The organism is Psychrobacter sp. Ps4, assembly GCF_022129285.1.
GTDB lineage: Bacteria > Pseudomonadota > Gammaproteobacteria > Pseudomonadales > Moraxellaceae > Psychrobacter > Psychrobacter immobilis_A.
This window is the reverse complement of sequence record NZ_JADQAK010000024.1, coordinates 25,474-48,273: the sequence shown is the minus strand read 5'-3', so window position 1 is coordinate 48,273 and position 22,800 is coordinate 25,474. Positions and strand designations below refer to the sequence as shown.

19 protein-coding genes are annotated in these 22,800 nt (G+C 41.6%); 9 read left to right on the top strand and 10 right to left on the bottom strand.

All coding sequences use genetic code 11. The annotated features are described in order from the left end of the window. The first annotated feature begins 143 nt into the window (after positions 1-143). The 4 genes from I3252_RS12515 (at position 144) to I3252_RS12500 (ending at position 4,686) form a co-directional block, all read left to right on the top strand. Positions 144-1,304 (top strand): siderophore-interacting protein, encoded by a 1,161-nt coding sequence (locus tag I3252_RS12515; protein ID WP_238035438.1) that lies wholly within the window; start codon positions 144-146, stop codon positions 1,302-1,304. A 677-nt stretch (positions 1,305-1,981) separates the two neighbouring features. After that, positions 1,982-2,602 (top strand): recombinase family protein, encoded by a 621-nt coding sequence (locus I3252_RS12510; RefSeq protein ID WP_238035437.1) that lies wholly within the window; start codon positions 1,982-1,984, stop codon positions 2,600-2,602. Positions 2,603-2,745: 143 nt separating this feature from the next. Further along, positions 2,746-3,249, top strand: coding sequence for a hypothetical protein (locus tag I3252_RS12505; protein ID WP_238035436.1), 504 nt, complete (start codon positions 2,746-2,748; stop codon positions 3,247-3,249). Between the two features lie 501 nt (positions 3,250-3,750). Next, positions 3,751-4,686: a LysR family transcriptional regulator gene (locus I3252_RS12500; protein WP_238035435.1), complete on the top strand. Its 936-nt coding sequence runs from the start codon at positions 3,751-3,753 to the stop codon at positions 4,684-4,686. Positions 4,687-4,769: 83 nt separating this feature from the next. Here I3252_RS12500 and I3252_RS12495 read toward each other — a convergent pair whose 3' ends face one another. From I3252_RS12495 to I3252_RS14290, 4 genes are all read right to left on the bottom strand, one after another. Then, complete coding sequence (locus I3252_RS12495) at positions 4,770-6,086, bottom strand: DUF3100 domain-containing protein (protein WP_238035434.1); 1,317 nt, start codon at positions 6,084-6,086, stop codon at positions 4,770-4,772. 49 nt (positions 6,087-6,135) lie between these two features. Beyond that, positions 6,136-7,299 (bottom strand): M20 aminoacylase family protein, encoded by a 1,164-nt coding sequence (locus I3252_RS12490; protein WP_238035433.1) that lies wholly within the window; start codon positions 7,297-7,299, stop codon positions 6,136-6,138. 288 nt (positions 7,300-7,587) lie between these two features. Further along, positions 7,588-9,126, bottom strand: a complete 1,539-nt coding sequence (locus tag I3252_RS12485) for an aldehyde dehydrogenase family protein (RefSeq protein ID WP_238035432.1) — start codon at positions 9,124-9,126, stop codon at positions 7,588-7,590. Between the two features lie 3 nt (positions 9,127-9,129). After that, complete coding sequence (locus I3252_RS14290; RefSeq protein WP_345945886.1) at positions 9,130-10,056, bottom strand: NAD(P)-dependent oxidoreductase; 927 nt, start codon at positions 10,054-10,056, stop codon at positions 9,130-9,132. Between the two features lie 1,608 nt (positions 10,057-11,664). On the opposite strand from I3252_RS14290, the gene I3252_RS12475 reads away from it, so the two are divergent. The 3 genes from I3252_RS12475 to I3252_RS12465 all read left to right on the top strand — a co-directional run bounded on the left by I3252_RS12475 (position 11,665) and on the right by I3252_RS12465 (position 16,652). Beyond that, positions 11,665-12,018: a MerR family transcriptional regulator gene (locus tag I3252_RS12475; protein ID WP_238035430.1), complete on the top strand. Its 354-nt coding sequence runs from the start codon at positions 11,665-11,667 to the stop codon at positions 12,016-12,018. 803 nt (positions 12,019-12,821) lie between these two features. After that, entirely contained in the window at positions 12,822-15,167 is a 2,346-nt protein-coding gene (locus I3252_RS12470) for a TonB-dependent receptor (RefSeq protein ID WP_238035429.1), read from the top strand. Between the two features lie 87 nt (positions 15,168-15,254). After that, positions 15,255-16,652 (top strand): hypothetical protein, encoded by a 1,398-nt coding sequence (locus I3252_RS12465; protein ID WP_238035427.1) that lies wholly within the window; start codon positions 15,255-15,257, stop codon positions 16,650-16,652. A 323-nt stretch (positions 16,653-16,975) separates the two neighbouring features. On the opposite strand, the gene I3252_RS12460 is transcribed toward I3252_RS12465, so the two are convergent. The 3 genes from I3252_RS12460 to I3252_RS12450 form a co-directional block, all read right to left on the bottom strand. After that, entirely contained in the window at positions 16,976-17,584 is a 609-nt protein-coding gene (locus I3252_RS12460) for a nitroreductase family protein (RefSeq protein ID WP_238035426.1), read from the bottom strand. A 73-nt stretch (positions 17,585-17,657) separates the two neighbouring features. Continuing rightward, positions 17,658-18,596, bottom strand: coding sequence for a pirin family protein (locus I3252_RS12455; RefSeq protein ID WP_238035425.1), 939 nt, complete (start codon positions 18,594-18,596; stop codon positions 17,658-17,660). A 52-nt stretch (positions 18,597-18,648) separates the two neighbouring features. Further along, positions 18,649-19,359: a pirin family protein gene (locus tag I3252_RS12450; RefSeq protein WP_238035423.1), complete on the bottom strand. Its 711-nt coding sequence runs from the start codon at positions 19,357-19,359 to the stop codon at positions 18,649-18,651. 219 nt (positions 19,360-19,578) lie between these two features. Here I3252_RS12450 and I3252_RS12445 point away from each other — a divergent pair, with 219 nt between their 5' ends. Next, positions 19,579-19,905, top strand: coding sequence for a GNAT family N-acetyltransferase (locus tag I3252_RS12445; RefSeq protein ID WP_201581711.1), 327 nt, complete (start codon positions 19,579-19,581; stop codon positions 19,903-19,905). An 83-nt stretch (positions 19,906-19,988) separates the two neighbouring features. Here I3252_RS12445 and I3252_RS12440 read toward each other — a convergent pair whose 3' ends face one another. From I3252_RS12440 to I3252_RS12430, 3 genes are all read right to left on the bottom strand, one after another. Next, a complete protein-coding gene (locus I3252_RS12440; protein WP_238035446.1) occupies positions 19,989-20,642 on the bottom strand; it encodes a YoaK family protein in 654 nt (217 codons plus the stop codon). Positions 20,643-20,712: 70 nt separating this feature from the next. Further along, entirely contained in the window at positions 20,713-21,267 is a 555-nt protein-coding gene (locus I3252_RS12435) for an NAD(P)H-dependent oxidoreductase (RefSeq protein ID WP_238035422.1), read from the bottom strand. Positions 21,268-21,320: 53 nt separating this feature from the next. Beyond that, positions 21,321-21,713 carry a DoxX family protein gene (locus I3252_RS12430; protein WP_238035420.1) on the bottom strand — a complete coding sequence of 131 codons (393 nt, stop codon included), beginning with the start codon at positions 21,711-21,713 and terminating at the stop codon, positions 21,321-21,323. A gap of 143 nt (positions 21,714-21,856) precedes the next feature. Between I3252_RS12430 and I3252_RS12425 the strand changes: the two genes are divergently transcribed. Beyond that, positions 21,857-22,762, top strand: coding sequence for a LysR family transcriptional regulator (locus tag I3252_RS12425; RefSeq protein WP_238035419.1), 906 nt, complete (start codon positions 21,857-21,859; stop codon positions 22,760-22,762). The last annotated feature ends 38 nt before the right edge of the window (positions 22,763-22,800 follow it).

Here is a 22,800-nt window from a genome sequence, read left to right as displayed (position 1 = left end):
AGGCTAAGCGAGTCTTACATCGTAACTCTTTAAGGGTGGGCAACTATAGTATCGCTTCTACACATTTTCTTCTATTACGCTAGGGTCCGTTAATTGTTTAATAAACCCTAAATTCTATTCACTAGCACAGCACAGGTTACCTTATGCCAGCAACCCCCCCCTATACGCCGATAGCAGATATAGATGCCAAGTTAGACATCATCGAGCATCTTAATCAAGACCATATCGAAGAAGTACAAGCGATTGCAGCGTATTATTACCCCGATTTAGCAATTACAAATCCCCTTATTATAGATATTTATAAAGAAGGGATGCTGATATCAGCACAGGTAAATAATAAACCCCAAGAGTTGTTTGTCGATTTTAAACTTGAAGGTGATTTAGAAGAACAGGTGCTTTATTTAGCATATACTGCGATGGCGGAGCAAGGTCGCGATTTAACAGGTAATAAAAAGCATTACTTTGAGGTGATTGGTAAACAAAAATTAACGCCAAACATGACGCGGTTGACGCTACATAGTGAGACGCCGCTACCAGAAAATTATGCCGGCTATGCTTATGGAATGATACTAAAAGTACTGAATAAAACACCCCTTCAGCAGACAGTAGCAGACAAGCAGCAAATCACCTCGCTAACCACCTCCATAAAAGAACAGGTTAATAAACAAGTAAAAAAACGAGGCAATCAAGCATTCTTATGGCTGCTTAAAAAAGTATCTAGTGATAGAAGGCAAAAGATTGTAAAAACCATCAATAAAGATATTCGTCTGTACACACTACGCTCGGCTTGGAAGAGTAAAAAATCTGATTTTAATAATCAAGGTTATATGGATGTGTTCACGCATGGAAATAGTGCAGGTAGCTTATGGATTGAAACAGTAAATTTGGGCGATATTGTTTTTAGTCGTACAGAAACCGATGACAAGCACGCGCATTTACAGGAGGGGCAAACGGTGTTAATTGCTGATGAAACGGCTTATCCTGCTTTGGCGGGTATTCTGGACTTTTGGCAAAACGATATACCGCCTCATATTGTTATCTTAAGTCAACAACCGTTAGAACAAGATTACTTTGACGATAATGAATTTCCGGTAGGAGCGACTATTCATCGTATTGTCAGCCCATGTAATCAACAAGGGTTAAAAACCCTTGAGATATTAAAAGATATTGAGTCTATAGACGGGGTATGGGGCGCGTTTGAAAGCAAGGCGTGTAAAGTCGTGCGTCATTATTTACGTAATGAGCGCCAGTTAACTGGCAAGCAGAACCATATTAAAGGATATTGGAAAGCCACTACTGATTGATATGGCTAGGCGGCTAGTCCAGCCTAGCTGCCTAGCTGTATATGTTTAAACTTTCTTCGGCATACTATGGCAAGAACAAATGACGACACCGCCAATCCCACTACCATTAATAACCATATGTCTTCAACGCGCAGTCTCATTATCCAATTAAATTTAATAGAGAGGATAACGACGGGAACAATAAATAGCCAATAATTGATAAGTATCACCAATAAGGGTTTTACGAAATCTTCAAACCCCGACTTTCTAACAATCACCTAATAAAAAGCTGAATCATTAGATTTAATTAATGTCCTTATACTATAAGACCTGAAAAGAGGATAATACTAAAAAAATGATTGTTAAATTCTTAATTAGCAACTTACTGTGTAATTTACTGAACTGTTAAATCAAACCCCTTTAATAATCAATTCACCTAAAAGTTTAACAAACCTTTAGAAATAGTTAAGAGCTATTTCGATCAGCATGCGAACGGCACACTCTTTAATCTCATTAGCGTAGTTTCATGTTTTCCTAGAGCGTTGAGTCTCCGAAGATACCGGTATTGTTCACTCTCCGATAAAGTCGGGGCGGTTCACCCCAAAGGAACCAGATATTTCGCACCTCAAACCTATTAATAGACCACTTAAAACAGACTGCTATATGGAACCACTTATAACAGACTATTTTAGGTGTTTATGTTTATCAGAGCTTATCTACGAGCGTCTACCAAAGAGCAAGACGCTAAGCGTGCCAAAAGCGAACTCATAGCATTTGCCAACGATCATGGCCACAAAATTGCTGCCTTCTATGTCGAAAATGAATCAGGAGCTACCTTGGTGCGACCCAAGCTTATGCAGCTGATTGAAGATGCTCATAAGGGCGATGTTATCTTAGTTGAACAGATTGACCGATTGGCGCGTTTGAATCAAGCGGATTGGGATACTCTCAAAAGAATGCTATCAGAAAAAAAGCTATCTATCGTATCAAAAGAGCTGCCGACCTCATATATGGCACTTCAACCTGAAAGCAGCACTGAATTTATGAGCAGTGTATTACAGGCCATTAACTCTATGATGCTGGATATGCTCGCAGCTATTGCTCGAAAAGATTATGAGGATCGCCGGAACCGTCAGATGCAAGGTATTGCTCGTGCTAAGGCAGAAGGTAAGTATTCAGGACGTAGAAAGGATACGGAAAAGCGTAAGATTATTGCCAGTCTACTCGAATCAGGTCATAGCTATTCTGATATTCAAAAAATGACCAAGTGCTCACGGCATCTGATCGCTGAGGTCATTAAAGAGTCAAAATCAATATGATTTAAGGCAAGCCATAATAAGTGAACAGTAAGTATCTCTAATATTATAATTAAACATATGCCATAAAAACGAACATTAATCTATCTTTATAGTACAATAAATGTCCGGAGATTTTGGTCTAAAATTTAACTATAGGACTTTTTATGAAAAACTCAGTGGTTGGTTTCGCTGTTTTGGGGTTTGGTCTAATCAGTAGTCAGGTTGGTGCGACAGCTATATTGTATGAAAACAAATATCCTGATGAAGTACCTTATATTGACGTCTACTCTTACCCTGAGTTTGGTAAAGCAGAGAAACCCGATGCTAGGATGACACAAATTTGGGAGAGTTCGGCTGAGATCAAAAACGAAACGTACTATACAAGTCCACACACGATTATTAAAGAAAATGGCAAAGTAAAGTATGCATTAACTCGCGTTAGAGGCGCTGGTTATGCCTTTCCTAGTGAAGAATTTGACGACTGGGTTTTACTTAATTGTCAAAACCCTCGTAACTCATACATCGAAAGGGGTGACAACGAGCGTATCAGTTTAAAAGATTCCATGGCAATTGGTGGTAAGTATGGACCTGGACTTGGCGATGAGGGTTGGACTGATCATATTCCTCGTAAGGCAGTAGGTGTGCTGTTCAATACTTACTGTAAATAAGAGAGTATTGCTTTAACAAGTATTTCACACCTCAATAGGATGCTTACCAAATTGGTGGCATCCTTTTTTATTGGATTGATCCTCTCGAACCTAGGGTACATGGTAAATAGGACTAAATAAGCTGTCTAGTTACCCTCCCCCTCAGCAAAGGGTGTTTTTTGTGGGATTTAGTTTATCTAACCTTACACAAGCTGACTTATCTACTTTGCGACAGTACTTGTCGCCTTACCTCTAAAGCTAGTTTCATATTTAAAGTAATTGCTGTAAGTTAAGGGATAAAAATTTGTCCGGACCTATAATCCTTAAGGAATGATGAGCTATGCTGAGGAAACCGTACAAGTAAACTTGGAAGATTATCGTTTTAAAAAAGGCTAGGTCACTGTTTATTTTTATTAAGGTATAATTTTATATACCACGGCCACTTTTATAGATCCCTCTAAGTAGTATACCGATACTGGCCCTCATTGCTCCATCCATGGGTCAAAGTGCTGCACTTATTCAATGAAACCAAAAACAGAGCAAGAGGAAGCAATGAAAGAGATTAATGGAAAGCGGTTATTCTATCTTTATGAGGCTGTAACGATGGGTACGATCCGGGCAGCAGCAGATAAGCTCAACATTGCTCCCTCGGCCATCAGCCGGCAGATATCTTTGTTAGAGGAAGAATTAGCATGCATTCTTATTGAACGACACCGCAAAGGAGTAACACTGACAGAAGCTGGCAGTATTCTCTTACAGTTTTATCGGGAATCACTCTCCGCTGAAGAGACTTGTGTTTCCAAATTACAAGCATTGTTGGGACTACATCGGGGGCATATAAAGTTAGCGGTGGGTGATGGTTTTGTTGGCGACTTAATGTTGGGTCCATTACCTGAGTTTTCCCGTCTATATCCAGCGCTAACACTTTCAATCAGTACTGGTGGATCAAACGAAGTAATTCGTCAGGTTGAAGAAGATGAAGCGCACATCGGGCTATTGTTCCATCCCAGCAGTCATCCGCGCATCCGCTCACAAGTTATCAGTTGTCAACCAATTTGTATTGTTATTTCGCCCGACCACCCGTTAGCCAATCGAAAAAATCCGGTACAGTTGAAAGAACTTCTAGAATATCCAGTGGGACTGGCTGAAAGTCATTTTGGCGTACGTCAGTTATTAGCGATGGCAGAATTTCAACAAAAGATTCGATTTAATCCCACCCTAACCACTAACTCAGTCGCTGTATTAAAGAATTTTGCCCGCTCAAATATGGGGTTTACCTTTCTACCGTATTTTGTAGTGTCCAAAGAAGTGAAAGACGGACATTTGATCACAATTCCTATAGATAATACGCTGCTGGCAAGCGATGAAGCTCACGTTGTCACTCGGTTGGGTCGTCATCTACCCCAAGGCCCGCATGAATTACTACAGCATCTGAAGTCGTGGATGAAAGATTTGTAAGCGGGCTGCACACCAGCAACATCGAGTTGCTGGGTGCTGTTTTGAAATAGCTATTAACATCGAACTGAACGGCTTAGCGCCTTTTACAGCATAGCCTGGGCTATCATGGCAGAACCCAAGAAAGTGCCCGTGAAAGTAAGCAGCGCAACCACTACGATTTTAAATCCAGATTTTTTAAACAAAGTCACCTCCATCTGAGAGATTGCAAACCCTGCATAGGCAAGCACAGGCGTAATGAGTTGTAATACGCCAAGCTTTTCTGTTTCTACTAAGACATATTCGCTCATTGGAAACTGTGGCAAAGATATCAGAATGGCCACAATTGATATCCAAGCAATAGCGGGGACATTAACAGGAATAATTTCCTTTAATAAAACGCCAGCGATACAACACGCGAATAGGATTAACATGGCAGGTAGCGCAGATATTGGATCAACGCCTTGTCCCACCCAATTGCTTAGTAATAGAACGATGCAGATAACCGCTAATAGGGATAAAGACTGCCATACTGATAAAATAGATTGCTCTGGTACCTTTAAACCAAAATCTGTTTGTGCGGCAGTACTAATATCATTATTCTTCTTAAATTTGTTAATAACTTTATATAAAAACTCTGTGAATGGTAGGGCAACAAACAAACTCACGAATAGCCCTGTGGCGTAAGTTAGTAGATTAGAGGTCGCTGCAAACGCAGTAATGGTTTCCGCTTGAGCAGGTACCGTTTCTGCGAGCGCTGCTGAACAGGCGCCCATCATACTACCACTACCAATACCACAAGCCATTGCCAACGCACGAATATCCATGATATCCATAGAAGCAATAATACCCGCCATTAATGAGAAGTAAATTGCGCCAAACAAGGTACCCATTACATAGACACCCATTACGCCGATACCTTCGGCGCTTTGAAGTCCATACTTATCAGCAATGAGTGCAATATTAGGTTCACGAGCAATTGAGTGAGTGGCACCAATAGCCTCCCTCCCCATTCCAAATACCAATACCGCAACAGGTAAGGCGATAAATGCAGTCATTACATTGCCCAATTCTTGTAGTAAAAGGGCGGGACCTGCGGCTATTATTTCTTCAACTTTAGGGCCGACACCAACACCAAATTTTGCAATGAAGGGCATGATACTTAAAAGGACGGCGTAGCTTGCAAATTTTGCTCGATCCTTGGAAATTACCGCTTTCATTGAAGGTATAACGTTGGGGTTCAATAGTAGTGTAAATATGAATGCGTATAGCAAAGGCAGTAAGACTAGTGTGCCAATACCAATAGGTATCTTAATGATCCCTATCCATTCTGCAAGTAGCGATGTGATAATCACTAGCAAATGTAGTTTCCAATCAAATAAGTGCTTCGTCATCGTACTTGACAATACAGTGGTATTATTCATAGCAATTCCTTTTGCATTTCATGATTCCTACGTTTTTTGATTATTTGGTTTATGCAGATATTTTTGGTAGTTGGGACTCAACTAAAGAAACCCATACCTTGATACCTGTCTCAATGGCATCGTCATTAAAGTCATAGGCCGCATTGTGTAGGGGCTTGGAAGGATTACTCCCATCAACACCTAACCAAAAATAAGCGCCCTTGACGACTTGACTCATGAATGAAAAATCCTCAGAAGCCATTGACGGCTCCACATCAGTGTTTACCTTATCAGCACCCAATACACTAGTAGCAGCCTCTTTGATTTCAAGATAGGCTTGACTGTCATTAGTGGTGACTGGATAGCGAATATGGTAATCCATCTCGCCTGTGACACCATACAAAGGAGGTAGTGTTGTCACCATTTCTGTCACCATATCCTGCATGGACTGTCGTACGTCCATATCAAAGCTACGAACGGTTCCTTTTAGAATGGCGTAATCAGGGATGACATTGGTCGTATCACCACTATTCATCTGCGTGACGCTAATAACACCTGATTTGAGAGGAGATATTCGACGAGAGATAATAGACTGAATATTAGTAATCAATGCCGCGCCTGCTGCTATAGGATCAGCCCCTAAATGTGGCATGGCTGCGTGAGTGGCTTTACCAGTCAAAGTAATCTCAAAGGTATCAAAAGACGCCATCATAGGGCCGCTATTGACTGCAATCTCTCCCACAGGTAGGCCTGGCCAGTTATGTAACCCGTAGACGGCGTCCATAGGGAACTTATCAAACAGTCCATCGTCTATCATTGCCTTTGCACCGCCCAAGACCTCTTCAGCAGGTTGAAATATAAAATAAATGGTGCCGTTAAAGTCTTTATGTTGGCTAAGATGCTTTGCCGTACCTAGCAGCACTGACGTGTGACCATCATGACCACAGGCATGCATACAGTTCTCGTGAGTGGATTTATAATCAATATCGTTTTGCTCTTTTATTGGTAGCGCATCAATATCAGCTCGTATTCCAATAGCGGGGCCTGAGCCGTTCTTTAGGATACCGACAACCCCTGTACCACCCAATCCTTGATGCACCTCAACCCCAAAGGCTTTTAACTTATCAACAATAAATGATGAGGTCTTAAATTCTTTAAAACCAAGCTCTGGTTGACTATGAATCTGCTGACGCCACTGCTTTACTTCACCTATTAGGGTTTCATTAATTAACATTTATTTTCTTCCTTTTATACAGTCACTCCAAAATGGATCGGGAGATATAGTCAATCCTCTGTAAACTGGATACAGTGTCAGTCTCGCTTAGTCTACTATTTGTAGCACTTTCACTTGGCTTCCTTGTATCCAAATTATATTGAATCGACTATAGCTTGCTTACTTCAAGATTTATCTCTATTTGCCTTGATTCTGAGCAAGTAGTATTCAGTAACTCTTCAATTAATAAAGTGATTTTTTGCTTAGTATCATCGTTCACAATTATGTCCTCTACTATAACCAAATGTACTATTGGATTGAATAACCAAATTGAATAGCAGAATCTTTTGCTGTTTCGATCCAGACACTTTTAGTCTGTGTATATTCGAGTAAACCTTCGTAGCCACTAGATCGTCCATAGCCGCTCTCACCAAAGCCACCAAACGGCGACATTACATTGATTGCCTTATAACTGTTCACCCAGAACGTGCCCGCATTTACTTGAGCGGCCATCCGATGAGCACGGCCTACATCAGCTGTCCAAACCGCACCCGCTAAACCAAACCGACTGTCGTTTGCTAACGCTACCGCTTCTTCTTCTTCTTCAAATGAAATGACTGAAACAACAGGTCCAAAAATCTCTTCCTGTGCAACTCGCATATTATTTTTCACGTTGGCCAATACGGTTGGCTGATAAAAATAACCATTTTCACCACCACAAATAGCACCTGGCTTTCCGCCTGCGGCAACAATCGCACCTTCAGCAATACCGTCGGATACTAATGAGTGTACGTGGTTGAACTGTTTTTGATTATTGATCGGTCCCACCATCGTGCCTTCATGCCATGGCAAGCCTACGGGCAACCTACTGGCTGCTGAAGCAACCCGATCCACGACTTCTTGATAGACATTCCGATGCACCAATAATCGAGCACCCGATACACAGCTTTGTCCAGCAGCAGCAAACACCGCGGCTTGCGCGCCCACTACTGCACGATCAAGATCGGCATCTGGAAAAATAATATTTGCTGACTTGCCACCCAGCTCCAATACGCAAGGGATGACACGTTGCGCAGATGCCGAAGCAATGAGCGCGCCAGTCTTCGGTGAGCCCACAAAAATCACTTTTTTGGTTGCCGGATTAGCAATCGCGGCAGTACCTGTGGTGTGTCCCAGCCCATTAATGACATTTACCAAACCACGCGGGATACCTGCTTGCTCAAGAATTTTAGCGAGCACTGTTGAGCTTAGTGGGGTTAATTCAGATGGCTTTAGTAGTACGGCATTTCCTGCACAAATGGCCGGTGCGATTTGCCAGCCTCCGGTAAATATAGGTGCGTTCCAAGGGGTGATTTGAGTCACTACGCCATAAGGTTCATGACGGGTATAGTTCAAGTGAGTGGTTGGTACGGGAATAACCTGTCCCATGATTTTGTCACACCAGCCAGCATAATATTCAAACATCTCTGCAACTTTTGCCACCTCAACTTGGCAATCCCGAATAGGCTTACCTGCAGAGATACACTCTAGGCGCGCCAAAGGTTCTGCGGCTTCTCGTATTTTCATGCCGCATTTCCACATTAACTGACCTCTTGCACTGGCAGTCATTGACCACCATAGTTTTTGAGCATTAATGGCAGCAGCGGCCGCATCAGCAACAATATCTTTCCCTGCATCACGATAGATTAGAAATGTCTGGCCAGTCGCGGGATTAATCAGTTCAATATCATCTCCCTTACCTGTCACCATCTCTCCATCAATCCAACTGCCAAATTCAGAAGTACCCAGTAGCTCATTAAGCAATAGTTCAACTTGCTGCTCACCATTTCCTTCTACTATAAAACTCATGATCTATTCTCCCAAGCCAGTATTTTTGATAATGCAGTTAAAATCATCCTGATCAGGTATGTTTTCTTCGCTCTGCGCCCAAATCTCGGCTACCTGTTCAGCCAAAGGTAATTCTAATCCCATCTCACCTATCATATTCTTTGCCAGACGCACATCTTTGCGCATCAGCTGCATCGTAAAACCGGAATCAAAACTTTGATTGAGAATCCAACGAGGGAAGTTAACCTCACTGATTGCGCTACGACCTGAACCAGCGTTCAAACCAGCAATAAGATCTTCAGGATCGAGGCCTGCCTTGGTGCCCAAAGCGACTGCTTCGGCAGTGGTCACTAGATGTGCGGCACACAGTAAATTATTGATCAGTTTAGCCGCATGTCCGTTACCAGACTTCCCCATGTAGACCACCTTTGAGCTTAAGGCGTCTAGATACCACTTGGCACGTTCAAGGGAACTCCGTTCACCACCAACAACCATCACCATAGTGCCTGCTTCAGCACCTGCCGGACCGCCACTGACAGGACAATCCAATAACTGATGGCCTAACTGATCCAGCTCTGTCGAGAGTGACCGCGTTACCTCTGGTTCTGAAGTAGAAGTATCAATAATCAGGGTATTAGGCTGAGCGTGGTTGATAATGCCACCTTTGTTTCTAATCACTGCTTGTACATGCTTTGCCATTGGCAAAGATAGAATGATGACACTAGATTCAGCACATAGCGCTTTGATATCTGCAACGATACTGACGCCAACTTCCTTGGCAGCTTGGCGTTGGGCTTCTCCTATGTCCGTGCCGAACACATTGAACCCCTCGCGAAGCAAAGATTGAGCCATACCATTACCCATACGGCCTAACCCGACGATACCTATAGTTCCTTTAACCATGTCTATTCCTTTAGCCTTGTATTTTCTGTCACTTTTATTATGACTAATAAATGATTAAGAAGAAGTACAACAAATAACCTTTTTTGTTCTAAAAAAGGCAACACTAACGTCAGCAACGAGACAGTTTTCTCTTCACTTCATTTTGTTATTTATAGAAATTGATTGAACATTGCTAAAATAGCGATAGCAGGTCTATAGCAGACAGAATGAATTAATGACTTGCTCTTAGTAGCGCTGTCCTTAAGATCTTGGTAGGCGGGTTTGCTGTGTGGATGAGATTGAATGAATACTGAGAACGCATACAAAGTACAAATAGTTACCAGCTCAGTTGCCTTAGTTAGCCAATCAAGGTAATGACACATCTCGAATAGTATAGAGGTACGGCGGGATGATGAAGAATCTTAAAGGTGGGACGAAGCCCTTGGTTGCGGTTGTATTCAGGGAGATGTTGTGGATCGTCCATATGGTAAGTATTTTTTCCAGCGTATTCCTCTCACAAAGCTTATTGGGGTAAACGATAGTTGTGACAATTTTGGAAAATAATCTAAGTCGACAAAAACTAACGTTCGAGACTCATGACTTATTGGTCGATTTTCATAAAGATAGTTGGCGTTATAACTTGTTTGCCAAAGCTGTTTGGGATTCAAAGGATCATCCTTATCCATCGATATATATTCACTTAAATGCAAGATAAACCTGAATTCTTTAATGAAATTTGAGCTTCAATATAGTGGAGAGTTGGTTTTTGAGCATAATTAAGTACTTTTATTCATATTATATTTCGATAGAGGGGCAATATCTCATAGCTCATACTACGTCCTGAAGCCTCAGATTATTTTTGCATCATCCCCTTCTCTATCAAATCATTAAATCTTGTAGTAACCAATCCTCTCATCACTGTAGAAAACAGGCTAGACCATAGTCTATTCTTTGGTTCTCAAACTATAGATATCTAATACTATCACCGACTAAATAGTCTCCATTGCTGTATCAATGTCAAAAGTAGCAGCTAGTCCTCCTGTTACCTTTCTCTGAATATCAAGCAAGAGAAGGCTCTACTTACTTATCATTCAGGGATTCACTTTCAATAATTTTGGGCTAATCTGATAATAGAGTGGAGGTAAAAATACTATAAAAATACAGTGCCCAAATACGAGTTAAATATTAATTTACATCAATCTCATACCGATATATAATTACCAACATAGGATGTATTCCTTTATCTACGGTTTATGTAGAATTAAATAATTTGAAATAAGCTGGTTGACCTACCTTGACATGGTAGAGGTCAGCAGTTCGAGTCTGCTTATGCCTACCAAATATTTAGAAAGCCCCAATCGTGAGATTGGGGCTTTTTTTGTCTGTAAAATATTGGCTCTCCACCCAATAAAAAGATCACCATGAATAGTATTAGATTTTGCAGTAGCGTCATGACGGAACCGCCCTTGACCCATGTAAGCAATCCAACGCCTCACCATTCTCCAGTTGCGCGGTGGAATATTAAATAAATACTTACTGAGTAATGATTATAAGTCCATCACAGCGGTAGCGCCAATACCGATTAATCTTATAAAAACGACGTTATCCATGATGACTCTCTTACTGGTTTCAGTATCAATATAATGATTGCATACAATTTTAAGTCCAGAGGGCATTATGGATATTTCGCAGGGTGCTAAACAGTCTGGTGTTCCTGCTTCAACGTTACGATTTTATGAGAAAAAATACCTAATTCGCTCTGTTGGTCGGCACGGTATCCGCCGAGTTTTCAGCAAAGATATATTAGAGTGTATGTCCTTGATTGCTTTACGACGTGTTGCAGGGTTTTCATTGGATGAGATTACTGGGATATTAGGGTTTGGAAAAACCCTAGATGTTGATCGAGATTTGTTGCTGAACAAAGCCTCTGAACTGGATGAAACGATTCAAAAATTAAGCGCTATGCGTGATGGGCTGCAACTTGCGGCAACTTACACAGCGCCTAGCCACTTGGAGTGTCCGAGGTTTTGACGTCTAATGAATCTAGCAGCCACTGGCGCTATTAAAGGTAACACCTTGCATAAATAAGCAATAGAGCCGATTCTATTAGGTGATTAGATCACTCAAATAATATTGGACTGCTTAACAAATACACTGCGCTTATCCAAAAAACCTAGATTACTAGTATCACTTGCCTACGTTCTCTCTATTCAATTGTGCCAAACGTATAGAGTAGCATTCGTAAATAAAGACAAACCTACTCTAAAGCCTATCCCCTCATATAACGTTTGCTCTTAGCAGCTGTCGTTAAAGCTAAACTAGCTATTTTTTATTCAAGTTATCACTCAAAGTTGGTTTTAAACTTCCAAAATATAACATCTTCAACCATGTGAAATCCTAAACTCTGGTGCTGAATTCCTGCAAACTGTCATTAGTCCAGACGATCTATTATTGATTTATTACCTACCGTTCTTATTTCTTCAGAGACTGGCTTACAAAGTGCTCTATATTTCAGACGTGTCAATTCATTGACCAGAGATCTATAAGGCTTTTTATGATTGATATTCTAATCAACCATAGTTCTTAACACATTCATTTTTCTAACTTTCGACATACTCATTATTATCTCAGTACTAACACATTCATTGAATGACTGTGACATTTATCACTCACAAAGAAAGTCAAATATTGAAGTTACCTCGTGTAAGCGTAGCTAATATGCACACCTTACTGAAATATAAAGTTTGTATATCTTTATGTTATATTATAACATAACGAAAATATTTACTCTTATCGTTATTTATCCCTATATAACTTCTTATTTTGGTAATCTCATGTCTCCAATTTTTCATATCAACAGATTAAGAGAACCTGATTATACTTCTGTGTCTTCAGTTAATTTTAGTATTCGCCGGGTAACGACTGTATTCTCAGTAACGACAGCTTTAGGTATGGCAAGTTTGTCGGTCAATGCGACGGATACGATCGTAGATATCAAACCTATGACATCCTCATCTTTTCACCTAAACTCTCCTGATACGACCCACCCTTCGGTGACTCTAGACACCATAGTGGTGACGTCTAACCCTTTATTACCACAAGCGAATGAAATGGCAACCGCAACCAGTATTGTTACTGGCGATGCGCTCACTACTCAGACAAGCAGTACGCTTGGTGATGCATTAGCAAATGAAGTTGGCGTGTCTACTGATAGTTTTGGGCAAGGTGCGAGCCGCCCCATTATTCGAGGGCAAAGCGCACCGCGTGTCCAAGTCATGCAAAATGGTTTGAGCGTACAAGATGCGTCACAAATCTCACCAGACCATCAAGTAGCGGTACCTGTACTAGGTGCCAAACAAGTTGAAGTAATCAAAGGCACGTCAGCGTTGATGTATGGCGGCGGTGCTATCGGCGGTGTGGTCAATATCGTCAATGGCACTATCCCTAAAGAGAAACGACAAAAAAACATCAGCGGAAAATTGGCATTGATTGGTCAACAAGCCACAGACGGTTATTTGGGTTATGCAGAACTCAATGGCAGTATCGGTGAAAACTGGTTATGGAGTGGGTATTACCAAAAGACGGATAAAGGCAATATCCAAGTACCACATTTGGATACCGATGAGATTGCCAACAGTTGGTACACGCAAGATAACGGTAGCATCGGCTTGTCTTATGTGACTGATATGGGCTATATCGGTGCATCATATCAGCGCCTATCCTCAGAATATGGCCTGCCGTTTCATGTGCATAATGAATGCTCACCTGACAGCACACTGACTAACCAACTGAGCTGTGATACAGATCACGATCACGAACATGACCACGATCATGGTGAAGCGCCCTATGTCGATATGACGTCAAACGTCTATCAGCTCCATGCTGAGCGAAAATTACCTATGATAGGCGTCGATAGCATCAATACGAAACTCAGCTATACCGATTATCGTCACGATGAAATAGATGAAGGTGCGGTGGGCACAACTTTTGAAAACAAAGCCATTAGTGCTCAAGCTCAAGCCACACATAGCACGTATAAAACAGGCAATCTAGGTTTTATGAAAGGTGTGGTCGGTCTAGATTACACAAACAGCCGGTTTTCTGCTGTTGGGCTAGAAGGTTATTTGCCGCAAACCGATCGTACACAAGTCGGTTTATTCTTCATTGAACGACTCACGCCAGATTATTTTGGCGCAAAAATACAGAATGCTGATAAATTTGCAGGTCAATCATTATCTGCAGGTGATGCCCATGCTGGTCATAATCATGGTGAGACGACGAACGACGCTCCCCTCGATACGTCTAGTATTTTAAGAAAACAAGGCAAAAGTCCTTGGTATATTGAGTTTGGCGGTCGTCAAGATTTTCAAAATCTAATAGATAACGACAATAACATCGAAAAAACACATGCCGGAACATCTGTCAGTTTAGAAGGTGGCAAATATCTTACGCCTAATACGCAGTTGTCAGCCAGAATCAGTCATTCTGAAAGATTGCCTTCTCCACAAGAGTTATTTTCTAATGGCGCCCATCTTGCAACCAATACTTGGGAGCGTGGTAATGGGCAATTAGAGGAAGAATCTACTGATGGCGTAGAGCTCACTTTGCGTTACGACAATGGCAATCGTTTTGATAGTAGTATTTCTGTCTTTTATAACGACAGTACAAATTATATTTATGCCAAAACTCAAGACATTGCCACTGAAGGAGAGTCTGCTGGTTTCCGTTTAGTGGATTATGTCCAAAGCGATGCCAAGCATTATGGTGGTGAAATTCAATCACGCTATTATCTTAATGACAATATTAGTATTGGCAGCTTTGCCGACATTGCACTCATCACGCTAGATGATAGAAGCCTTACACGGAAATACGCACCAAGATTGGTAGCGCCCCGTATTGGTGGTGATATTACCTCTCAATTTGGTCAGTTTGACTTGGTGCTGTCTGGATATCATCGTTTTGAGCAAGATCACATTGCTGATTTTGAAACCAATACGCCGAGCTACAACATGGTTGATGCCAAGCTTGTCTATCACAGTTCGAGCGCTCATGATTACACCGCTTTTTTTCAAGTCGAAAATATTCTAAACGAGCTAGCCTATAATCATGCCTCTTATTTGGCTGAACAAGTACCAATGCCAGAGCGCTCTTTCAATGCGGGTATCACCTATAACTTCTAACAGCCTACTCTCTTTTCATTAGTCACCAGTAACTAGCAATCCGTAATCAATTGTCATAAGCCTCATAACTTATGACTGGAGTCCTTTATGAATCAAATAAATGCTTTGAGCCGTGCCATCGCGCTCGCCTTCTGTTCTTTAATCGCCGTTTCAGTACTTAGCGGATGCGGGTCATCGGATGATAGAAAAACATCTGCTATAGAATCAGATGATGACCACGACCATGGAGACGATCATGACCATGATGATGAATCTGCTGTCAGCGCTGAAATTGAACAAGGTCGTTTATTCATCACTGCAAAAGATGGCAGTCAAGCTTACATTTATAGCCTTGCTCAAGATAAAGTGATACAAACCCTACCTTTGACAGGTCAAGCCGATGCCGTACAAAGTAGTCCAGATGGTCATTACGCCGTCATCATGGATCGTACTAATAACACAGTCAATTTTTATCATAGTGGGCTTGAGATTGAAAACCATGGCGATCATGATCACCCATATGCTCGTGATACGGCAAAAATGCCATTACAGCTCAACTATACCCGTCCTGTACATTTTCAAACGTTTGGTGAGCAAGCTGGATTATTTTTTGATGGTTTGGGTGCCACAGGCAACCCCATAGAAAACCCTGTAAAAGAAGCTGGATTTGTACTTGTAACAGATACCGGTATTGCCGATGGTACACTGCCTTATCAAAAGCTTAATACCAGCATGCACGGTACAGCGGAACCTAGAGGCAATTATGTGATTGCCTCGCAGCGTTATCAGACAACTGGTAGCTCACTGGCTGATACGCTCTCTGTATTTGAACAGCATGGTGATCACTATCATATAAGCCAAACCTTTGAGACAAAATGCATGGGGTTGCATGGCAGTGGCAGCGTCACAGATTACAGTGTCTTTGCTTGTAGCGATGGCGTTTTAAGCGTCAAACAAACCGGAGACACATTCAGCGCCGAAAAAATTTCCTATCCCAGCAGCCTAACCAATATTCAATGTGATGGTACAAGCAGTAGTCCTGCTCGAATTGGCTCATTCATCACTAACCACCATCATAATTATGCCATTGGCACTGCTTGCGGTCAGCCTTACCGTGTCGATCCTGTCAGTAAAAACATGACACCGATTGTCTGGACAACAGACAGCAGTCGCCGTATTGTCAGCTATGATTTTGATGCCCATGGAGAGCATTTAATGCTACTCGATGATACCGGCAAACTATATATACTCGATGTTGCACAAAATTATAAGCAAACCGCCGTATTAAATGTTTTCCCTAATGGCATCGAAGGCAAAGCGGTTCCCTCATTTATTGTTAACCCAAACACGCAAATGGTTTATATGATGGATGACTCAAACCAGCAAATTATCGAGATTGATCCTCATGATGGTAAAATCGAGTCAAAAATAACACTGAATTTCACACCTTCTCATGTGACTTGGTTTGGTGTGAAAGCTGGGCATGATGATGAACATAGCCATTAGCGCTTAGCACCTCATCTAATAAAGCTACTTTAATGACTGCTGACAGTAATTGGCTCTTAAACATATTTATAAACGCTAGTATTCAAGATAACCCTTAATCCGACGCTTTTTAAATTCCGAAGCATCCGATTAAGGCGCTCGCTGATCTTGAATTCTTCTATAGGCATATCTTAAACAACTGGGCTAGTAGGATTTACTACATTAGTTATAGTCTGCTATAAAATCATATTATCCCAGTTTATAGTTATAAAAAAACCAATGAAACCGCTACGATATTTTCATAGCAGTTTCATTGGTTATACGGTTTTTAACGCTAAAAATTATTAGCCGAATACTTTCATACGTTCATCAATTGGCTGAAACGCTTTGTTACCTGCTGGCTGCTCAATAGCGCCGAACACCATTTGAGCATTCAATTCCCAATCATCAGCGATGTCCCAAGCATCAGCAACTCTCTGATCGATGACAGGATTATAATGCTGCAAGTTAGCACCGACATCAATGCTTGCTAATGCCGTCCAAATCACATACTGATGCATAGCATTGGTTTGATGTGCCCAGATTGGGAATTTATCCGCATATAAAGGGGCTGCTTCTTGCATGTTTCTCACGACGCCTTTGTCCTCGAAGAACAATACTGTACCCGCACCCGCTCTAAAGCCTGCGATTTTATCTTTAGTACCTTGGAACTTCTCGTCATCGCCGACGATAACCTTAAGTGTCTCTTCAGTGATGTCCCATAATTTTTTATGCTCTTCACCGAATAGCACTACGATACGCGTCGATTGTGAGTTAAAAGCGGATGGCGTATGCAAAACCGCATGCTCAACTAACTTAACGATTTCGTCATTTGATACTGGCAATTGATTACTCAATGCATAGATAGAGCGACGTTTTTCTGCCAATTGCTGTAATGTTTTTAGGTCTGACATGATTTTCTCCAGTGATTATTTATGAGTTTACGTGATTAAGAACTAAGTTATAAAGCTAAATGGTAACCAACCTTTAACCTTTAAAACCTTGAGGTAATTCAGGTGCTGGCAAACGTTTCATATCAGAGTCGACATTACCGAAACGCTCATGACCATTATTCCAGTCGATGATGGATTGCTCGATCTCTTCCTTATTATCAGCAACGAAGTTCCACCAGAGTAGGACTTGGTTATTTAATGGTTCACCGCCGATAAACATCACACGTGTACCTTTCTTAGCCGCTATTTTAATGCTTTCGTTATTAGCAACATCACTATCGTGGAAACGAAAGAGTTGATCTTGCTTACATACCTTTCCTTCAGATTCTATCTCACCCTCTGAGACTAAGATGCCGTATTCAAAGCCCGATTCTAAAGTCAGTGTAGCCTCGCCATCTTCGGTAAAGTACACGTCGATACCGACCAGCTTGGAGTATTGGATGGTAGGCGCTTCAAAGTGCTGACCTGAGGCATTGGTATAGCTACCGGTGGTCAGAATCATCTCAACACTATCTTCCGTCCACGTTGGTAGCTCAGGATAATGGTGAAAACCGCGCTCAATCTCTTGATCCGTTGGTAGTGCAATCCAGAGCTGTACCATGCTGATAGCACGCGCCGCATCCGACGAACCACCAGTGTCTGGAAACACGCTTTGTTCCGTATGACTGATGCCTTGGTTTAGACCAGTACCGGCTGTCATGACGTTGACTTGGTTTTTGGTAATGACTTGCTCGTTACCTAAGCTATCTTTATGCAGTACTTCTCCATTTAACATCCAGCTAAAAGTTTGCAGATTGGTGTGCGGATGACGACCGACTTGCATACCGGTTTCATCTTCACCAAAGTCAGCAGGACCAGCGTGATCTAAAAAGCACCACGCACCGATAGGCTGTTTTCCTTTATTGGGTAATAAACGGGCAATCGGAATACCGCCAACATCAGCCAACCTTGGCTCTAGGGTTTCAATACTCATTATTCACCTCTTATTATTGATAGTTATAGATTAGTGTTTAATACATTGTTACTTAATAAATAGGGACTTCCATTAACAATACTCTAGCGTCCTCATCAGCATCCATCGTGAAGCTCTTAGTATCGCAAACGCCAAGACCATCGCGAGTAGCTAAAGTGTTACCGTTAATCGTGACGCTACCTTCTAGTACCAATACGTAAACACCATTACTAGTATCTTTCAGGTCATAAGTTTCGGTAACGCCTTTGTCAAAATGACCCATATGAAACCAAGCGTTTTGATGAATCCAAACCCCAGCGTCGTCCGCGTTTGGCGATAGCACTTGGTTGAACTCATTAGCTTTCATATGCTCATCCATACGTACTTGCTGATAACGCGGCGTCACGCCCATTTTGTCGGGTATCACCCAAATTTGTAAAAACTTGACAGGCTCATTGGCATCGCCATTCATCTCGCTATGAGTAATACCTGTGCCCGCTGACATAACCTGAATCTCACCCGTTTCGATGATGCCTTGGTTACCGATATTATCGCCATGAGCTAACTTCCCACTTAGAGGAATACTGATAATTTCCATGTCGCGGTGTGAGTGCTTGCCGAAACCTTGACCACCAATAACAAAGTCATCATTGATGACCCGTAGCGCGCCAAAACCCATACGCTCTGGATTATGATAATTGGCAAAGCTAAAAGTATGCTTACTTTTGAGCCAGCCATGGTTAGCATCGCCACGAGAATCTGCTGCATGATAGATCGTTTTCATAAGTTATCCTTTATTTTTAATTGGCTTGTTTAAGCTATGGTCCTATTATAATTGTTGACCATATATAGATAAACAGTGCTTATTGCAAATGACTATTCTTATTTATAGAACAATAAGTGCTTAGAATTAACGTAATATAATAGTCACGCCATCATTCGCGTTACCCGTCAGTACCAATAAACAGGTGCAAAAAATATTAATGATAAAGAGAGAATAACAATGTCAAATCAGCATACAACGCATTACGATGTGATCGACAATAAAAGCCAAAATCGATTTGAGATTCATATTGATGATCAAATTGCCTTTGAAGACTATGAGTTTTTTACCACATCCACAGGTGAAGAAGGTATTGAATATAAGCACACATTTGTGCCTGATTCGCTTAGTGGTCGTGGTATTGCAGGCTACTTAGTTAAGGTTATCTTAGATTGTGCAGCCGCTAGAAAACTGCGCGTAAAGCCAACTTGTCCTTATGTGAAGTCTTACATTGATAAGCATCCAGAATACCAAGCCAATTCGGTGTTTCATGGTGCGAAAGCCTAAGACAATATGCATAAAAAAAGCCATGATAAATCATCATGGCTTTTTACGATTAATGACATTACTCAATAACGGTAGAGCTTTTATTAGCTAATATGCTGTAAGAACTCTGGATTACGCGCTAGTAGTGATAGGTACAGCACAGGAATGACAAACAAACCGACTGCCCAATAACTGAGATTGACGTACAGCACCGCGCCGAGTAGCGCGCCAATTACAAAGCTGATAACCAATGCCGCGCTATGCCCCAATTTTTTGGCATTATCAGCGCTACGGTTGGCAATATAATCTGACAAACCAATACCCAGTTGGGTCGTATTGCCCGTCATTAGCACCGTTGGACTCATATGTTTGATGACTGTTTTACTAGCCGTATTACGAATAGCAAGTGCCGTTAAGCCCAAACCACCAGTGATGGCGACGGTTATATCGCCTGCTTCAGTGAAAGGTTGAAAGGACAATCCTGCTATCATAAATGCGCTCAAAAATAGCGCTTCTGCCAAGAACAAATGACTGAGTACTAACGTTTGCTTCCGGCTTTTATCAATGTATATTTTGGTAATAACCACCGTTATTATAAAAAGTGGTACTGATGCTAGCTTGATCCACAAGCCATCTTCACCTTTAACCAAACCGCTACCAGCCAGCACTAAGTTACCCGTGACATGAGCGGTAAAAAAGCCAAATAAAGTGATGAAGCCAATAGTATCAATCGCCCCACCAACTATCGTTAATAGGATAGGCGCTTGATAGCGTTGCCAAAAGCTTGGTGGCTCATCATGTACAGGAGCAGTATTATTAGTTACCGTTTTACTCACTAGTATGTCCAGCAAAATCTACAAAATCAGTCACAAAGCGCTGTAAGAATTTCTGTGTGCGCGGGCTAACACTGCCATCTTCATTTAAGCTATCAGTTGCACGACTTAAATGAACTTCAGGATCAACCATCATTTGTGCCGAGAGCATTTGCATGCTTTTTCTGACATCAAGGCCACTATTGATACCGCCGAAACTGCCTGGCGAGGCCGTCACTACCGCAACTTTCTTATGGGTCCAAACGCTTTCTTTATAAGGACGTGAGGCGATATCTACGACATTTTTCAAGGCGGCAGGCATAGTGCGGTTATGCTCTGGCGTGACAATTAATACCGCATCAGCGCCTTTCAGCTGCTGACGCACACGCTCATAGCTATCGATAGTCGTATCATCATAATCTTGATTATAAAGCGGTAAGTCTGCGATATAGACTTCTTTTATAGACAGGCTTTCAGGCATCTGCGACACCATATATTCTGCAAATTTACGATTGATAGATTCTTTTCGCAAGCTGCCAATAATTAAGGCGATGTTTATGGATGCGCTCATAGCGGCTCCTTGATTATGATGATAAAACAATATTTTCTAAGCCATTTACTCTACTATATTCTGCGATGATTACTGTTATCAATTGAATAAGCACCTGCTCCATGAGCAAATATCATCAAGAAACCACCCGCCATCGCAATATTTTTCATAAATTGGTTCATCTGTGATTCATCTATCCAGAATTGATGGAAAAGCAGCGCTGATATGATATTGAATCCAACGAGTAAAATAGCAACGAAACGCGCTTTAAAACCAAAGAGAATAGCGAGGCCGCCGAAAAGTTCAACCGCGATGACCAGCGGCAATAACATCCCAGGTACACCCATTGATTCCATATAACCCTGAGTGGCCGCGTAGCCGGTAATTTTAGTAAAGCCTGAAAAGATAAAAATCATTGATAACAACAGGCGTCCAATTGGCGCGCTTAACGCTTGCAGGTTGTCCATGGGTTTTCTCCAGTAATAGAATGTTTTTTAAGCTTTTATTTGATTATACGACGGTGCTATTGTATTCGTTGCTTATAATTAGATAAACCGTGATAATTGCAAATGTAAGTTCTTATTTGTAGAACAATTAAGGGGTGGTTTACATGGGACAATTAGAAGATATGGCAATGTTTGTGCGTGTTGTCGAAGCAGGCAGTATTACCAAAGCCGCAGAACAACTGAACATCGCAAAATCTGCGGTAAGCCGGCGTTTAAAAGAGTTAGAAACGCGCTTGGGCAGTCAACTGATTAGCCGAACCACTCGTCAATCAAACTTAACCCAAGCCGGTGAGCAGTATTATCAAAAGGTGCACCATATACTCAGTGAAGTAGATGCACTGAATGAAGAGACGAGTGGTACTCCGACGCGTATCGAAGGGACATTAAAGATGACTGCACCATTATCCTTCGGTTTGATGCATTTAAACGATGTTATCGATGAATACGCCAATAAGCATCCTGAGCTAAAGTTTGAGCTGGATTTTTCTGATCGGCATACTGATTTGATTGAGGAAGGGTTTGAGTTAGCGATTCGTATTAGAGAGTTGCAAGATTCCAGTTATCAAGCCAAACGTCTAGCACTGATCCGCTATGCATTATGCGCCAGTCCCGCATATTTAGAGAGAATGGGTACGCCAAAGACTTTTGACGATCTGACAGAACATGAGTTTTTACAATATGGTATGAGCAAATCTAGCACGATAGAACTGATAGATGAGCAAGGTAAGAAGCATCAAGTCGCCGTAAACGGTAAAATCAAAGCCAATAATGGGGACTTTTTGCGGGAGATGGCAGTCAAAGGTCATGGCATTGCTTTTCTGCCAACTTTTATTACGTATCAAGCCTTAATCAGCGGTGAGCTTGTGCCTATGCTGCAGCAGTATCAATTGCCCACTTTAAACGCTTATGCGGTCTATCCTAAAAATCGCTTTTTATCGCAGCGCTGTCGTTATTTGATTGACTTTATTGCCGAGCGTTTTGGTGATAATCCGTACTGGGATAATTTTTGATAAGCATTTACGACTCAACACTTAACGGACAAGCTTAA

Excerpts from the sequence above, each read along its gene's own strand:
- I3252_RS12505 (WP_238035436.1), top strand. The coding sequence starts at position 2,746 with ATGAAAAACTCAGTGGTTGGTTTCGCTGTTTTGGGGTTTGGTCTAATC.
- I3252_RS12510 (WP_238035437.1), top strand. The coding sequence starts at position 1,982 with ATGTTTATCAGAGCTTATCTACGAGCGTCTACCAAAGAGCAAGACGCT.
- I3252_RS12485 (WP_238035432.1), bottom strand. The coding sequence starts at position 9,126 with ATGAGTTTTATAGTAGAAGGAAATGGTGAGCAGCAAGTTGAACTATTG.
- I3252_RS12490 (WP_238035433.1), bottom strand. The coding sequence starts at position 7,299 with ATGTTAATTAATGAAACCCTAATAGGTGAAGTAAAGCAGTGGCGTCAG.
- I3252_RS12465 (WP_238035427.1), top strand. The coding sequence starts at position 15,255 with ATGAATCAAATAAATGCTTTGAGCCGTGCCATCGCGCTCGCCTTCTGT.
- I3252_RS12445 (WP_201581711.1), top strand. The coding sequence starts at position 19,579 with ATGTCAAATCAGCATACAACGCATTACGATGTGATCGACAATAAAAGC.
- I3252_RS12435 (WP_238035422.1), bottom strand. The coding sequence starts at position 21,267 with ATGAGCGCATCCATAAACATCGCCTTAATTATTGGCAGCTTGCGAAAA.
- I3252_RS12455 (WP_238035425.1), bottom strand. The coding sequence starts at position 18,596 with ATGAGTATTGAAACCCTAGAGCCAAGGTTGGCTGATGTTGGCGGTATT.
- I3252_RS12470 (WP_238035429.1), top strand. The coding sequence starts at position 12,822 with ATGTCTCCAATTTTTCATATCAACAGATTAAGAGAACCTGATTATACT.
- I3252_RS12430 (WP_238035420.1), bottom strand. The coding sequence starts at position 21,713 with ATGGACAACCTGCAAGCGTTAAGCGCGCCAATTGGACGCCTGTTGTTA.
- I3252_RS12515 (WP_238035438.1), top strand. The coding sequence starts at position 144 with ATGCCAGCAACCCCCCCCTATACGCCGATAGCAGATATAGATGCCAAG.
- I3252_RS12450 (WP_238035423.1), bottom strand. The coding sequence starts at position 19,359 with ATGAAAACGATCTATCATGCAGCAGATTCTCGTGGCGATGCTAACCAT.
- I3252_RS12495 (WP_238035434.1), bottom strand. The coding sequence starts at position 6,086 with ATGAATAATACCACTGTATTGTCAAGTACGATGACGAAGCACTTATTT.
- I3252_RS12460 (WP_238035426.1), bottom strand. The coding sequence starts at position 17,584 with ATGTCAGACCTAAAAACATTACAGCAATTGGCAGAAAAACGTCGCTCT.
- I3252_RS12475 (WP_238035430.1), top strand. The coding sequence starts at position 11,665 with ATGGATATTTCGCAGGGTGCTAAACAGTCTGGTGTTCCTGCTTCAACG.
- I3252_RS12500 (WP_238035435.1), top strand. The coding sequence starts at position 3,751 with ATGAAACCAAAAACAGAGCAAGAGGAAGCAATGAAAGAGATTAATGGA.
- I3252_RS12425 (WP_238035419.1), top strand. The coding sequence starts at position 21,857 with ATGGGACAATTAGAAGATATGGCAATGTTTGTGCGTGTTGTCGAAGCA.